This window comes from Plantibacter flavus, assembly GCF_900177615.1.
GTDB lineage: Bacteria > Actinomycetota > Actinomycetes > Actinomycetales > Microbacteriaceae > Plantibacter > Plantibacter flavus.
In genome coordinates this window covers 223,313-238,191 of sequence record NZ_FXAP01000002.1, presented here as the reverse complement: position 1 = coordinate 238,191, position 14,879 = coordinate 223,313, and the positions used below count along the sequence as shown (strand labels likewise).

Here is a 14,879-nt window from a genome sequence, read left to right as displayed (position 1 = left end):
CAGACGACCCGATGCACCACCCGCGACACCCACCGCAGCACCACGCGACACCCCCGAACACCGCACGAGAGACAGGCGACGATGACTGGACGACTTGCAGGAAAGACCGCGCTCGTGACGGGAGCCGGATCGGGGATCGGACGCTCGGTCGCCGAACGGTTCGCGCGGGAGGACGCCGCCGTCGTCTTCTCCGACCGCGACATCCAGGCCGCCCGCGATGCGGCGGCACCCTTCCCGACCGCCATCGCCGTGCGACTCGACATCGCCGACGAAGCGAGTGTCGAGGCCGCCTTCGCGGTCATGGACGCAGCCGGCAAGACCCCGGACGTCGTCGTCGCGAACGCCGGGGTGCAGCTCTTCGGCCAGGACGCGAAGATCGCCGACCTCGACCTCGAGGTCTGGCAGCGCACGGTCGACATCAACCTCACCGGCACCTTCCTCACGACGAAGCACGCCGTCCGCGCCATGCTCGGACGCGGCGGCTCGATCATCCTCACGGGCAGCCCGACCGGTCTCAACGGCGAAGGCGCCGACTTCACGGCGTACAGCTCGACCAAGGCCGGGATCCACGGCCTCGGCCGGACCGTCGCCGCGGCCTACGCCGATCAGGGGATCCGCGTGAACACCGTCGTCCCCGGCTACACGGAGACGCCGCTCGTCACCGCGATCTCCGGCGACCCCGAGTCCCGCGCCGCGATCGTCGGGCGAATCCCGCTCGGTCGTCCCGGCCAGGCTTCGGACGTCGAGGGCATCATGGTGTACCTCGCCAGCGACGAGTCGAGCTTCGCCACCGGAGCGACCTTCCGGGTCGACGGCGGCATGACGAGCCTCTGAGTCGACGATCATGACCTCGCGTTCGGGAACCACCTTCCGCGTCGCATCCGACCTCCTGCTCGACCGCGAGCGCGACGCCCTCGCCGTCGGCCGAGGACCCTGGTCGGCCTCGCTCCGCGGCTCGGAGCTGGACGACATCGCCTTCGACGGCGAGCTCGTGCTGCGCAGCATCCGCTTCGTCGTCCGCGACCAGGACTGGAAGACGCTGCCCGTCATCGTCGACGCGGTCGACCACACGACGAGCGGCTTGCAGTTGCGCGGCCGCGTCGGCGACGACGGCGAGACCGTCGCCTGGTCCCTGTCGGTCGACCTCGGTGCGTCGACATTGCGGGTCGCCGTCCGGGCCGAGGTGACCGCCGCGTTCCGGCGCGCGCGCATCGGTCTCATCGTGTTGCAGTCACCGGCCCTCGCCGGCACCGAGCTCGTCGTCGGCCACCCGGAGGGCTCCACGACGACCACGCGCCTCCCGGAGCACGTCGCTCCGCATCAGCCGGCCATCCGCATCGAGTCCCTCGCCTGGACCGGCGACCGTATCGCGACCACGACCCGCCTCAGCGGTGACGTCTTCGAGATGGAGGACCAGCGTAACTGGACCGACGCCTCGTTCAAGACCTACTCGACGCCGCTCTCGTTGCCGTTCCCCGTGGCGCTGGCGGTCGGTGACGTCGTGGAGCAGTCCGTCGAGGTCAGCTGTGCGCGGGTCGACGCTGCCGAGCGTGCCGACGCCCCACTGCCCACACCGCTCGCCGTGACGGTCGTGCCCGAGACGGAGCTGGCGGCGGGACGAGAGGACCCGGTCTCCGAGCCGGTCGAAGCGCGGATCGGCGCGCCACTCGACAGCGTCGTCCCCACGATCTCGACCTCGGTCTCGAGCGACCCCGACGGTGGACGCACTGGTGCGGTGGTCCCGGACCCGATCGCCGGGATCCTCGTGGAGATCGACCCGACCAACCCGGACTGGCCCGCCATCCTCGACCGCGCCGTGCGCCAGGCCGGCGCCAGGCTCCTCGACCTCCGACTGGTGCTCGGGACGGGCGAGGAGGCCGAGCCGGTGCTGCGGCGGCTCCGCGACGCGGTCGTGCCCGTCCTGCGCGTCGGGGCGTTCCATCGCCGCACCCACCTCTCGGAGGGCGCGCTGCTGACCGCGCTCGGCGACGTCCTGCGAACCCTGTGGGCCGAGGCCCCGACGCCGCACCCCGAGCTCATCGGCGGCACACGCGCGCACTTCACGGAGCTCAACCGCAACCACGCGCGCCTCGAGCGCTGGGAGGGCCCCGTGGCGTTCAGCGTCACGCCGTTCATGCACGACCGCGGCGGGCACCAGCTCGTCGAGTCGCTCGGGATGCAGGCCGTCGTCGTGGCGGACGCTGTCAGGATCGCCGACGGCCGCCCGCTGCACGTCGGCCCGGTCACGCTCGGCGCCCGCTACAACGCGGTCGCAACCACGCGGGCGAGTGCGGGCGACGCCAGCGACCCGGAACTCCGTGCGGGCTTCGGCGCGGAGCACGTGCCCGGCGCGACGGACGAGCGGCAGTCGGCCGAGGCGCTCGGCGCGTGGGTCGTCGGCAGTGTCGCGGCGCTGGCCGTCTCCGGTGTCGAATCGTTGTCGTACTTCGAGGCGACCGGACCGCGTGGGCTCGTCACGGCCGACGGGACGCTCACGGCTGCGGGCCGGGCGCTCGGGTGGATCGCCGAGCTCAGCGGCCGGCAGCGCGTCGCGGTCGAGATCGGCGGGGTGTCGCTCGGTGCCGGGTCGCCCGTCGCCGTGCAGCCTGTCGCCGTGCCACCCGTCTCGCCGGCAGGTGTGACCGCGATCGCCGCCGTCGATGCCGCCGGCGAGACCGTCGTGATCCTCGGCAACCTCGGCGAGACACCGGTCCGGGTCGTCCTGACCGGCGCGTCCGAGCCGCGCACCGTGGACCTCGGTGTGGGTGCGGTCGCCCGGGTCGTGATGGCCGGTTCGGGTTCGTAGATCCTGCTCAGGCGAGCGTGCGGCGCAGGATGGCGAGGTCGAGCCAGCGGCCGAACTTCGTCCCGACCTCCGGCAGCAGGCCGACCTGTTCGAACCCGAGCTTCGTGTGCAGGGCGATCGATGCGGTGTTCTCGGCCTCGATGAGGGCGAGCATGACGTGGTGGCCGTCGGCCGTGGCACGTTCCAACAACTCGACCATGAGTGCCTTGCCGAGGCCGCGCCCCTGCGCGTCCGGGTGGACGTACACGGAGTTCTCGACGGTGTGGCGGTACCCGTCCTTCGCGGCGTACGGGCCGTAACCGCCGTAGGCGAGGACGCCACCCTCGGGCAGCGCGTCGTCGGGGCCGTCGGCGATGGCGACGAGCGCGACCCGGCCCGGCTCCTGGTGGCGGGCGAGCCAGGCCTCGCGCTCGGCGAGGTCGGGTGTGACCTCGGTCCAGATCGCGACACCGTTCGCGACGGCGTCGGTGTGGATGGCGAGGACGCCAGGCAGGTCGGCGGGTTCGGCGAGACGGATGCGCATACATCGATCGTAGGGCGCCCTTCGACAGGCTCAGGGACCGAGGGTGGTGGGCTCAGGGACCGAGGGTGGTGGGCTCAGGGAGCGAGGGTGGTGGGCGCAGGGACCGGCGGTGGTGGGCTCAGGGACCGGCGGTGTGCTCGTGGGCGGGGCGCCCTTCGACAGGCTCAGGGACCGGGTGCCCGCGACGGGTAGATTCGAGGCATGTCCTCCTCCACTCCGCTCCCGATGGAGCAGCTCACCGCCGTCCTGAACGCCGAAGTCGCCCGCTACGCCGCGCGCGGTTGGACGGTGTCGTCGGTGCAGGGCCAGCAGGCCGTGCTGCAGCGGCAGAAGCGCATCGGCTGGTTCTGGAACCTGATCCTGACGCTCATCACCGGCGGGCTCTGGCTCATCGTCGTGATCATCCGCGTCGTGAACCGCAAGGTCGAGTCGCTCATCGTGACGGTCGACGCCTACGGTCGCATCTCCACGCGACGCTGACGGCCGGAGCATGAGCGGGCGCGGCGAGAGCGACTCCCGGGAGACCGCCGCCAGGGCTGTCATCGCCGCCGAGCGAGCCCGCGTCCAGCGGCGGACGCTCACGGTCGTCGTCATCAGCCAGGTCCTCGGCGGTGCCGGTCTCGCCGCCGGGGTGACGGTCGGGGCGCTCCTCGTGCAGGACGTCCTCGGCAGCATGAGCCTCGCGGGCGTCGCGGCCGCGCTCCTGACCCTCGGCTCCGCGCTCACCGCGTTCCTCGTCGGGCGCGTGACCCAGCGGCTCGGCCGGCGCATCGGGCTCGGACTCGGATTCGCGGCGGGCGGCGTCGGCGCGATCGGTGTGGTCGTCGCCGCCACCACCGCCCTGGTGCCGATCCTCTTCCTGTCACTGTTCGTCTACGGAGCGGGCACGGCCACGAACCTCCAGGCACGCTACGCGGGGACCGACCTCGCGACCCCGGCCCGTCGTGGTTCGGCGATCAGCGTCGCGATGGTGTCGACGACGCTCGGCGCCGTCGCCGGACCCAACCTCGTCGAGCCGTTGGGAGCCTTCGCGACCGGCCTCGGGCTCCCGGCGCTCGCCGGGCCGTTCCTCCTCGCCGCGGTCGCCTACCTCGCGGCCGGGACGGCGTTCCTCGTGCTGCTCCGACCCGACCCGTTCCTCCTCGCCCGCCGTCTCGACGCCGAGCTCGCGCAGCTGGAGGTGGAGCAGACCGCCGCGGAGCAGGTGGGGTCGAAGCAGGTGTCGCCGACGACCGTCCCTCGCCCGCGTCCCGGCGTCGGTGCCTACGTCGGCGCTGCGGTCATGGTGGTCACGCAGATCGCCATGGTGGCGGTGATGACCATGACCCCGGTGCACATGCGCGCCCACCACCACGGCCTCGGCGAGGTCGGGCTCGTGATCGGGATCCACATCGCGGCGATGTACCTCCCCTCGCTCGTGACCGGCGTCCTGGTCGACCGCATCGGCCGCACCCCGATGGCGATCGCCGCCGGGGTGACCCTCCTGCTCGCCGGTGTCACGGGAGCCCTCGCGCCGGCGGACTCGCTCGGCCTGCTCATCCTGGCGCTCGCCCTCCTCGGACTCGGCTGGAACTTCGGGCTCATCGCGGGCACCGCGCTCGTCGTCGACCACACCGTGCCCGCCAACCGTGCCCGCACCCAGGGCACGCTCGACGTCCTCATCGCGCTCGCCGGTGCCGGAGCCGGCGTCATGTCCGGCGTCGTGATGGCGGGTGTCGGCTACGGTGCGCTGTCGATCGCGGGCGGCGTGCTCGCCCTCCTGCTCATCCCCGTGCTGCTCTGGGCCCGACGGGTCACGCCACGCAGAGCGCTGAGCTGAGGGCGCGCGACCTACTCCGCCGCAGCCGGAACGCGGACGGTGAGGGCACCCGGCTCGATCCAGGTGTTGATCGCGACGGCCTTGCCGAAGCCGTCACCGTCGAGTTCGATCTCCTCCGGCTTCGACATGCGGGCGACGAAGCGCTTCGCGGTGCCGTACCGGAGGTCGCCGTCGTCCTTCTGTTTGCCGGCGAGGGCCTTGCCCGCCTTCGTGCGACGGAGGACGCCGTTCACCCAGGCGACCTTCGCCCAGATGCGGATCCACCCGAGGATGCCGCCCGGGCGCATGAACATGAGGTCGAACAGGCCGTCGTCGACGACCGCGTCCGGCAGCAGCAGAATGTTGGCCGGCAGTGAACCGCAGTTGCCGATGATGACGGTGTGGACGGTGGCGCGGGTCTGCGGCTCGTCGTCGATGCGGAAGCGCAGGTGCAGCTCGTCGGGGTCGCGCAGCGACTTCACGATCGCGTCGATGTAGGCAGCCCAACCGGCCTTCGCCTTGAGGTCGTCGTCCGTGTTCTTGATCATCTTCGCGTCGATACCCATGCCGGCCATGACGACGAACACGTGGCGGTCGCGCGAGTGGTCGGCGCGCTCGATGTCGATGACGCCGAGGTCGATGGGCTTGTCGTCGCCGGTGAACGCCGTGATGACGGAACCCGGGAGGTCGTTCAGGGTGAGCTTGAGGTTGCGGGCGAGGAGGTTGCCGGTGCCGGAGGGGAGGAGCGCGAGGGGGATCCCGCTGCCCCGGAGTGCCTCGGAGACCGCACGGACCGTTCCGTCGCCGCCGGCCGCGATGACGAGGTCGACCTTCGCGGCGATCGCCTCGGCGGTGACGCCCTGGCCGACGTCGTCGATGCTCGTCTCGAGCCAGAGCGACTCGCCCCAGCCCGCGTCGGCGGCGGAGCGGTCGATCGACTCCCGGAGTGCGTCGAGGTCGACCTTCACAGGGTTGTAGATGACGGCGGCGGTCTTGGTCGCCGTGGTGTCGCTCGGCGTGGTCGTGCTCTCAGGAGTCGTCATCCGATCAGCATAGGAGCGGACACGCGGGCGAGGGGCATCCCGCTCACGGGTTGACGCGGCACGCGGGTTCTGCAGGCGGTGGAAGAGTATCGTTGAGTCCTTGCAGGCACCGTCCATGCCCGCCACGAACGCAGTGTCCGCGGCGGCCTCCCCATCGTGATTGCGACATCGTGAAGATCCTCTCCATCCAGTCAGCCGTGGCCTACGGGCACGTCGGCAACTCCGCGGCCGTGTTCCCCCTCCAGCGCATCGGCGTCGAGGTGATCCCGGTCAACACGGTGAACTTCTCGAACCACACCGGGTACGGCGCGTGGCGCGGGCCGCTCATCTCGCCCGAGCAGGTCGGTGAGGTCATCACCGGTGTCGAGGAGCGCGGTGCGTTCCCGCAGATCGACGTCGTGCTCTCGGGCTACCAGGGCGGCGTCGGCATCGGCGACGTCATCGTGGACGCGGTGCAGCGGGTCAAGGCGGCGAACCCCGACGCGCTGTACGCGTGCGACCCGGTCATGGGCAACGCGAAGTCCGGCTGCTTCGTCGCTCCAGAGATCCCTGATCTGCTGCGCGACCGCGTCGTGCCGAACGCCGACATCATCACGCCGAACCAGTTCGAGCTGGGCTTCCTCACCGGTACTGAGCCCGCTTCGCTCGAGTCCACGTTGGCGTCGGTCGAACTGGCGCGCGCGATGGGCCCGTCGGTCGTCCTGGTGACGAGCGTCGAGCGTCCCGACCGCGACCCCGAGACGATCGAGATGCTCGTCGTGGACGACGCCGGTCGATGGATCATCCAGACGCCGTTGCTGCCGTTCAAGGCGAACGGATCCGGCGACGTCACGGCCGCGCTGTTCGCCGCACACTACGGCGAGACGCGCGACGCGAAGCTCGCCCTCGAGCGCACGGCGTCGAGTGTGTTCGACCTCGTCGAGCTCACCTACCGCTCCGGCCAGCGCGAGCTGCAGCTCGTCGAGGCGCAGGAGTTCTACGCGAACCCGCGCCTGCAGTTCACGGCGACGGCGGTCTGAGCGGGTCTCGTTCCCTGAGTTGCGGTTCAGGCCACTGAGCGTCCCCTTCCGGTCCTCTGAGTTCTCTTTCCGGTCCTCTGAGTTCTCCTTCCGGTCCCTGAGTTCTCCTTCCGGTCCCTGAGCTTGTCGAAGGGGGGGGGTTGTCCGTGTGCACTTCGACAGGCTCAGTGACCGGGGAAGGGGTCCCGAGTGGTTTCCGGTCCCCTGAGCTTCCCTTCCGGCCCCCTGAGTTCTCCTTCCGGTCCCCTGAGCTTGTCGAAGGGTGCCTTCAGCGGCTCCGTGGGCGTCGCGTCAGGCCCCAGCGCCGACCGGGGTGGGCGTCGCGTCGCGGTGCCCCGGCTTCGTCAGCATGGCGTGCAGGTACTGGGCGCCGGCGATCCAGTGACCGACGAGCCCGAGGAGGCACGCGGCGAATCCCGCGCCGACGAGGACCGGAACCCAGCCGGGGAGCAGCGCCGTCTCCAGCAGGGCCATGCCCAGGAGGACGGACGTGAGTCCGGCGAAGAGGACCGCGGTGCGGACCTTGCCGATCCGGGTGACCGGCACCCGAGGGTCCCCGCCGAAGCGGATCACCGACACGAGGAACAGGACGACGTCGGGGACGAGGACGAGCGCGACGAACTGCCACGGGATGGCGTGCCCCGCGGCGAGGCCGAACATGACGGCGAGCCCGGCCACCCGGTCGGCGACGGGGTCGAGCCAGGTGCCGAGCGCGGTGACCTGGCCGGTCCGGCGGGCGATGTGGCCGTCGAGGAAGTCGGACAGGAATGCGAGCACCGTGAGGATGAGCGCAGCAGCGAAGAGTCCGTTCAGGAGGAGTGGCACGAGCGCTGGGAGGAGGACCAGTCTGGTGATCGTGATGAGGTTCGGGACCGTGCGCCAGTGTTCGTCGACGCCGATGCGCTCGAGGAGACGGCCGACGGAGCGCCGGGTGGTGGAGGACTGCTTCATGGCGGTGTTCCTTCCGCAGGTGGTCGTGGGGGTGGCCTGCCGGGGAGTGTTGCGCTCATCCGCGTGAACCACAAATGTAGTATATCCATGTGGAATGTCAGTGGTCAAGACAGTCTACGCGTCAGAGCAGACGTCGAGTCGCCCCCTCCGATCCCTGAGCGCCCGTTCCGGTCCCTGAGCGCCCGTTCCGGTCCCTGAGCGCCCGTTCCGGTCCCTGAGCTTGTCGAAGGGCGGGGTTGTCCGTGTGCACTTCGACAGGCTCAGTGACCGGGGAGGGCTCAGTGACCGGGGAGGGCTCAGTGACCGGGGAGGGCTCAGTGACCGGGGAGGAGTCGGCGACCGGGAGGGCTCACTGCCCCCGCACGGCGCGGCAGGCGAGGTGGAGCGCGAGGCGAACCTCCGGGTCGGCCATGTCGACGCCGAGGAGCTCCTGCGCGCGGGTGATCCGCGTCGCGACGGTGTTGCGGTGCAGCCCGAGCGCGGCGGCCGTCGGCGCGACCGCGGACTCGAGGTCGAGGTAGGCGGACAGCGTCGTGAGCAGCTCGCCGTTGCCGGTCTGCAACGGTGCGAGGAGCGACCGCGCCGCCGGGACGAAGGTGTCGTTGCCGGTCCAGGCGAGCAGCAGCTGTTCGAGGCCGAGGCCGTCGACCCGCACGAACCAGCCCGTCGTGGACCGGTTCGCGGCGATGCGCACCGCGTCGGACGCCTCGCCGAGTGATGAGGTGAGTCCCGCCGATCCGCTCGCCAGGGACCCGACTGCCGTCGCGACGTTGAACGAGCGCCGCGCCTCCACGTGCAGGTCGCGGAGGGCGGCGATGTAGCGCTCGACCTGCGGTGGCTCCGGCGGTTCGGCGAAGGTCAGCCAGCCACTCACCCCGCGGCCGCTCGTCGTCGCGTGGGAGTCCACGGCGATCCGACCGAGCGCGCCGGTCACGAAGCGGAGGAGTTGCAGGGCGTCCACCCGGCTCCGGCCGACGATGCGGAACGCGAGGTGGTAGCCGGTCGTCCGCCAGCCCCGCTCGAGCATGCGGCGCTCGATGTCGGGATCGGGGCGGCCCCGGAGGTCGACGAAGTCCCGCAGGACGCCGGACGACACGGACGCGTCACTGACCTCGGCGACCTCGTCGATGAGGATTCGCGCCGCGACGGCGGGCATGGCGACCTCGGCGGCGACCGCGAGCGCGCTCAGTTGTCGGTCGTCGAGGCCGTCCCCGAAGAACGCGACCCGGAGGCCCTCCCGACTCGGGCTGTCCACCCGGACCGATGCCGCAGCGCCGCGCCCGGCCTTCGTCAGGTCGACCCAGGGGCCGAAGTCGATCGCCGCGTGCACCTCGGCCGGTAACCGCCCGCCGGCCTCGAGCAGGACCCCCTCGCTGTCGATGAGGGCGATCCCGTGGCCGATGCTCGTCGAGAGGTGGCGGAGCAGGTCGGCCAGGCCCTCGGCGTGGTACTCGATGGACTGCGCGACCTTGCGGACGTACCCGAGGGTCAGGGAGTCGCGGGCCTCGACGAGCTGCCAGCACGCCTTCGCGAGCAGCATGGGTCGGTCGACGTGCAGGAGCGAGAAGCCGAGTCGGTCGGCGAGCGCGCGCGTCCCCGCGCCGAAGCTGTCGGCCTCCGGGATCGCCAGGGCGAGGAAGCCGCGATCCCTGGTGCGACGGACGAGCGCGTCCTGCTGCCACGGCCTCGTGGGTGGGACTCCGGTCACCACGGCGAGTCGGCCGGCGCCGTCCTCGGGGAGGGTCGCCTCGTTCGTCTCGACGACCACGCCGGCCCAGTTCGCGTCGGCCGGGCCGGCGACGAGCCGCACGCCGCCGTTGTCGGGGTGCGCGAGGAGCGCGCCCAACTGCAGGCGATCGCTCATACGCCGACCTCGATGCAGTCGCCGACCTCGTCGAGCTCCTCCAGGCCGTAGGCGGAGGGGAGCACATGGCGGAGTCGCTCCGGGGAGCCGGTCCACCAGTCCGGACCGTCGACCCGGATGACGGCGACGTGCCTCGCCATCGAGATCGCCGTGACCTCGAGGATGTCCCGCGAGACGGCGTCGACCACGACGATGAGGTCCGGCGCGGCGGCTTCCAGTCGTCCGTCGGTCATGAACGCGAGCGTCTCGGAGCGGGCGACGAGACGATGCAGCGCGCCACTGCTCCCATCGATCCCGACGGTGAGCACGTGCGGGTCCCGCTGGTCCGGCTCGATGCTGCTGACCCGTCCCTCCGCGAGGAGCCGTCCACCCAGCGACTCGGCCAGGGCGGTCAGCGGACCGTCGATCCGCGCGAGGAACGCTCCGCCAAGCTCGAGCGCCCGGGTGGCGTTCCCGACGATGGCGTGTGCTCGGAGGTCGCCGACGGTAAAGCCCGCGAACACCATGCCGCCGCTGCCGCCTGCCTGCACGATCGCCGCGCGGACGACGCGTTCGATGTCGAGGGCCCGCTCGGTCTCGACGAGGGCGACCCCGCCGGCACCGGTGTCGCAGGTGACGACGATGCCTGGAACCTCGTCCACGAGGATCGACATCTGGTCGAGCGCGGGGACGGCGCGTCCGGTCAGATCAGCGTCGACGATGGTCCGCCCTGCGGCGAACGCGAACGGGGTGAGCCCGTTGACGCCGCCACCCTCCAACGAGCAGATGGCCGGAATGCGGTGTCCGAGCCAGCGTTCCGCAGCCCCGATCAGTCGCCCGAACGGATCCGTGCCGGGGAGGCGCTCGCTGAGCAGCATCGTCGAGCCGACGAAGCCGACGGCGAGACACGGGGTCTCCGGGTCGAGGTCGTCGACGCCGTGGAGTTCGAACGGCCAGGCGCGCTCGTCGCGGAGCGCCAGCTCGAGCATCGTCGTCGCGCCGCCACCTCCCGAGCCCAGGATCGCGAACCCCGTCGCCAGGGCGGGGAGGCGATCGCGCTCGAGGAGGGTCGGCATGCCCTCAGCCTAGGCTCGGACCGCCTGACCGGCGGCGAACGTATCCGCGGCTTCCGCAGCCGCTGTCTCGCCCTCCACTGGGACGAACGGCTCCGTCAGCCCGAACGCGGTCGGCCCGAAGGCGCGCAGTGCGTCCGGCGTGCGCATGAGGGCCGGCGTCGAGATCCCGAGGACCCGGACGCGTTGGCCGTAGCGGAGGCCCTCCGTGGTGATCGGTTCGGCGGTCTCATGGTCGACGATGCAGATGAGGTCCGGCACGATCGCGACGACCTCGCCGTTCCATCGTGCGATGAGGTTCTCGTTCTGGAACGAGATCTCGAGGCGTTCGGAGCTCGACGGGTCAGCCGACCAGATCACGGCCGTGCCCTTCGCGAAGCCCTCGGTGGTGCGACGCTCCACGTCGGCCACCTTCCCGACGAACAGCTCCCGGACGTGCGAGTAGAGCGTCGTGGACAGCGTGTCGGCGATGGCGGCGAACGGCGAACGGTGCTCCTCGCGCGCGACCCGGATCGCCCGACCGAGAGCCAGCGCCATCGAGATCGTCCGCGGCACCGCGGTGCGACGCACGTCGGCCCCGCTCATCGCATACTCGGCGATGTGCGCGACGCCGCCGAGGCGGATCGCGATGCCGCGCGCCAACCACTCCATCTGTCGGTCGTCGTCGCCGGTGTCGATGATCACGCGCTCGCCGCGTTCACCGGCGATGGCGAGCGGCGAACCGTGCACGCCGTAGACCGCGAAGGTCTCCATGGAGAGCTCCGGGAAGGCCCGGCCCATGCCGTCGGCGTCGACGACCGGCAGCCCGGTCTCGGCGGCCACGATGAGCGGGATCATCGAGTTGATGCCACCGCACTCGATCGGCATGGTCGCGTCGGCCGTGCGCCCGAGGTGCTCCTCGAGCGTCCGCAGGGCGAGTGTCGGTTCGAACCCGGCCGGGATCTTCTCGACCATGACCGTCGGAGCGCCCATCTGCGCGGTGGGGATGACGAAGAGGTCGTCGGCGAGGTCGTCGGGGTCGAGGATCGTGATGGAGCGGTCGCCGAGCACCTGCTTCACGAGCATCATGCCGATGTACGGGTCGCCACCGCCGCCGGTCCCGAGGAGGGTGGCGCCTCGGGCGAGGTCGGGCAGGTCGTCCGCGGTCAGCGTCCAGCTCATGCGGCGACCTCCGGCGCGTCAGGCGCAGGCGTCTCGGCTGTGCCGTCGAAGCGGTGCGACGGCACCTCGTACCCGAAGTACCCCGGCCCGACCATCGCGAGCGCCGCCGGGCTGTGCCAGCGGTCGTCGCTCGGTGCCGAGATCACCCGGACGCGCTGTCCGTAGCGGAGCCCTTCGGTGGTGATGGGTTCGCCGGAATCGTGCTCGAGCACCATGATGAGGTCGGGCGTCGTCACGAGGGTGACGCCGTCGAGCGCCGCCATGAGGTGCTCGTTCTGGAACGACAGCTCGAGGCTCGCGTCGACGCCGTCGATCCGGACGCGACCGCGGGCGAACCCGGTGGTGGTCGCGCGCTCGACGTCGACGACCTTGCCGGAGAACAGCTCGCGGCCGCCGAGCAGCTGCACGGTCCGCTCCACGGGGTCGGCCTTCTCGGCTCGGGCCGCCTCGATGCCGTCGCCGATCTCGCGGCACAGCGACAGCGAGTCCGCGACGAGCGCCTCGCGTGCCTGCGCGCCGGACATCGGGAAGCCGGAGATCATGACCGAGCAGCCCATCTCGACACAGGCGACGCGCGCGATGCGTTCCGTCCAGCTGTTGTCGACGGTCGTGAGGACGCCCGTGTTCCCCTTCTCGTCGCTGAACGCGAGCGGGGAGGCGTCGATCCCGTACAGGGTCGGGAGCACCATCTGCAGCTCGGGGAAGGCCCGCCCCATCCCGTCGGCGTCGATGAGGGGGAGTCCGAGCGCTGCGGCCGCGGCGATCGGGATGGTCGAGTTCACGCCGCCGACCTCGGCGCACGCGATGTGCGTGACCGGACGACCGAGGGACGCGCTGAGGGCGTGGACCGGTGCGACGACCTCGGTGAGGCTCGGCAGCTTCTCGACCATGACGGTCGGGGCTCCCATCATCGCGACGGTCAGGACGAGCGCGTCGTCGGGGACCTCGTCGAGCGTGACGACGGTGACGTCGCCGTGCTCGCGGAGCGCCTGCGCGGCGAGGAGCGCGCCGATGTACGGGTCGCCGCCACCGCCGGTCCCGAGGACGGCGGCTCCGCGGGCGAGGCCGGGGATGAGCTCGGCCGAGATGGTCCAGCTCATCGGAGACCTCCCATGTCGAGGTCGCCGACGGCCTTCACCCGGATGCGCGTGGCGTTCCCGGGGAGATAGGGGATCGGGACCTCGTCGAAATCGACGATCGCGACCGACGCGGGGGAGGCGCCGGCCGCGATCGCCTTGTCGATCGCCTCGGCACGGACCTCGGCGATCGCCTCCTCACGCCGGCCGGGTTCGATGGCGTAGACCTTGTCGATCTCGCCCCCGACCTGCGCGATGGAGGCACCGATGGCATTGGCCACGGCGTAGTTGTCGGGCCGGTGGACGGCGCCGAAGATGGGGAGTTCGTCGGAGAGCAGGATCGACCCGCCGCCGACCGCCACCACGGGGATCGGCTCGGGGGAGGTGCGCATGCGGTCGACGGCCTCGGCGATGCGTTCGCCGATCCGCTCGAGCACGCGCGCCACGAAGGCCGGGTCGAGGTGGGCGACCTTCGACGCGTCACCGATCGACGCGCGACCGGCGGCCACGGCGATGTCCGTCGCGGTGAGGGTGCTGCCGCCGAAGACGAGGGCCTCGGTCATGAGCTTGTACCCGACGGATGCCGGGCCGACCTCGGCGGTCTCCTCGTCGACGATGCTGCCGCCGCCGATGCCGATGGACAGGACGTCGGGCATGCGGAAGTTGGTGCGGATGCCGGCGACCTTGACCTCGTTCGCCGTCTCGCGGGGGAAGCCGTTGATGAGCAGACCGATGTCCGCCGTCGTGCCGCCGATGTCGACGACCGCGCAGGTCGCGAGTCCGCTCGTGAGTGCCGCCCCGCGCATCGAGTTGGTGGGGCCGGAGGCGAACGTCGCGACGGGGTAGAGGCGCACGTAGTCCTCGTCCATGAGCGTGCCGTCGTTCTGGCTGAGGAAGATGGGCGCCTCGATGCCCTGCTTCCGGACGGCGGCGGTGAGCCCGTCGACGATCTCCGACGCGAGCTCGCGCAGGGCTGCGTTGATGATCGTCGCGTTCTCGCGCTCCAGAAGGCCGATGCGCCCGATCTCGTGCGAGAGCGAGATGGCGACGTCCGGGCCGAGGACCTCGCCGACGATCCGAGCCGCCTCGACCTCGAGGTCGTGGTTGACGGGGCTGAAGACGGAGGAGATCGCGACGGAGCGGATGCCGTTCGCGCGCATGTCCTCGGCGTGTGCCCGCAGCTCGTCGGGGTCGATCGGTGAGATGGGGCGTCCGTCGAACTCGTAGCCGCCGTGCGCGAGATAGCTGCGTGCACTGATCGCCTCGACGAGCTCCGCCGGCCAGTCGACGAGCGGCGGCAACGCGCGGGTCGCCGGGAGCCCGAGCCGCAGTGCCGCGGTGGGTGCGAGCCGTTTGGCCTGCACGAGGGCGTTGATGAAGTGCGTCGTGCCGATCATCACCGCGGTGATCTGCTCGCCGTCGAAGTGGTGTCCGCTCCGCAGTTCGCCGATCGCCTGGACGATCCCGTCGGTCACGTCCGGGGTGGTCGCGTGCTTGACGGCCGCCAGGGTGGTGGTGCCGTCCATGAGCACGGCGTCGGTGTTGGTGCCGCCGACATCGATACCGATGTGCATATGAGGGGTTCG

The 14,879-nt window shown here is 71.3% G+C and carries 13 protein-coding genes; 5 read left to right on the top strand and 8 right to left on the bottom strand.

The genetic code is table 11. The features are described 5' to 3' along the window. Positions 1 to 81 precede the first annotated feature (81 nt). Positions 82 to 834, top strand: a complete 753-nt coding sequence (locus B9Y95_RS07560; RefSeq protein WP_064295403.1) for an SDR family NAD(P)-dependent oxidoreductase — start codon at positions 82 to 84, stop codon at positions 832 to 834. 10 nt (positions 835 to 844) lie between these two features. Then, on the top strand, positions 845 to 2,806 hold the full coding sequence (locus B9Y95_RS07555) for a D-apionate lactonase family protein (protein WP_085511305.1): 1,962 nt from the start codon (positions 845 to 847) through the stop codon (positions 2,804 to 2,806). Between the two features lie 7 nt (positions 2,807 to 2,813). Here the strand turns inward: B9Y95_RS07555 and B9Y95_RS07550 are convergent, their stop codons facing one another. Beyond that, positions 2,814 to 3,329 (bottom strand): GNAT family N-acetyltransferase, encoded by a 516-nt coding sequence (locus B9Y95_RS07550; RefSeq protein WP_085511304.1) that lies wholly within the window; start codon positions 3,327 to 3,329, stop codon positions 2,814 to 2,816. Positions 3,330 to 3,530: 201 nt separating this feature from the next. On the opposite strand from B9Y95_RS07550, the gene B9Y95_RS07545 reads away from it, so the two are divergent. Both B9Y95_RS07545 and B9Y95_RS07540 read left to right on the top strand, forming a co-directional pair. After that, a complete protein-coding gene (locus tag B9Y95_RS07545; protein WP_138945899.1) occupies positions 3,531 to 3,809 on the top strand; it encodes a hypothetical protein in 279 nt (92 codons plus the stop codon). A 10-nt stretch (positions 3,810 to 3,819) separates the two neighbouring features. After that, positions 3,820 to 5,148: an MFS transporter gene (locus tag B9Y95_RS07540; protein WP_085511302.1), complete on the top strand. Its 1,329-nt coding sequence runs from the start codon at positions 3,820 to 3,822 to the stop codon at positions 5,146 to 5,148. Between the two features lie 11 nt (positions 5,149 to 5,159). Here the strand turns inward: B9Y95_RS07540 and B9Y95_RS07535 are convergent, their stop codons facing one another. Further along, the gene (locus tag B9Y95_RS07535; RefSeq protein ID WP_085511301.1) at positions 5,160 to 6,170 is read right to left on the bottom strand and encodes a diacylglycerol/lipid kinase family protein; all 1,011 of its coding nucleotides are present in this window, start codon (positions 6,168 to 6,170) and stop codon (positions 5,160 to 5,162) included. A 170-nt stretch (positions 6,171 to 6,340) separates the two neighbouring features. Here B9Y95_RS07535 and pdxY point away from each other — a divergent pair, with 170 nt between their 5' ends. Beyond that, entirely contained in the window at positions 6,341 to 7,189 is an 849-nt protein-coding gene (pdxY, locus tag B9Y95_RS07530) for a pyridoxal kinase PdxY (protein WP_085511300.1), read from the top strand. 291 nt (positions 7,190 to 7,480) lie between these two features. Here pdxY and B9Y95_RS07525 read toward each other — a convergent pair whose 3' ends face one another. The 6 genes from B9Y95_RS07525 to B9Y95_RS07500 all read right to left on the bottom strand — a co-directional run bounded on the left by B9Y95_RS07525 (position 7,481) and on the right by B9Y95_RS07500 (position 14,867). After that, on the bottom strand, positions 7,481 to 8,140 hold the full coding sequence (locus B9Y95_RS07525; RefSeq protein WP_085511299.1) for a CDP-alcohol phosphatidyltransferase family protein: 660 nt from the start codon (positions 8,138 to 8,140) through the stop codon (positions 7,481 to 7,483). A 349-nt stretch (positions 8,141 to 8,489) separates the two neighbouring features. After that, entirely contained in the window at positions 8,490 to 10,004 is a 1,515-nt protein-coding gene (locus B9Y95_RS07520) for a PucR family transcriptional regulator (protein ID WP_085511298.1), read from the bottom strand. Beyond that, positions 10,001 to 11,059 carry a DUF917 domain-containing protein gene (locus tag B9Y95_RS07515; protein ID WP_085511297.1) on the bottom strand — a complete coding sequence of 353 codons (1,059 nt, stop codon included), beginning with the start codon at positions 11,057 to 11,059 and terminating at the stop codon, positions 10,001 to 10,003. The genes B9Y95_RS07520 and B9Y95_RS07515 overlap by 4 nt, the downstream gene beginning before the upstream one ends. Positions 11,060 to 11,068: 9 nt before the next feature. Then, the gene (locus B9Y95_RS07510) at positions 11,069 to 12,217 is read right to left on the bottom strand and encodes a DUF917 domain-containing protein (protein ID WP_085511296.1); all 1,149 of its coding nucleotides are present in this window, start codon (positions 12,215 to 12,217) and stop codon (positions 11,069 to 11,071) included. Then, positions 12,214 to 13,317: a DUF917 domain-containing protein gene (locus tag B9Y95_RS07505; RefSeq protein WP_085511295.1), complete on the bottom strand. Its 1,104-nt coding sequence runs from the start codon at positions 13,315 to 13,317 to the stop codon at positions 12,214 to 12,216. Before B9Y95_RS07505 ends, B9Y95_RS07510 begins: the two co-directional genes overlap by 4 nt. Then, entirely contained in the window at positions 13,314 to 14,867 is a 1,554-nt protein-coding gene (locus B9Y95_RS07500; protein ID WP_085511294.1) for a hydantoinase/oxoprolinase N-terminal domain-containing protein, read from the bottom strand. Before B9Y95_RS07500 ends, B9Y95_RS07505 begins: the two co-directional genes overlap by 4 nt. Positions 14,868 to 14,879: the final 12 nt, after the last annotated feature.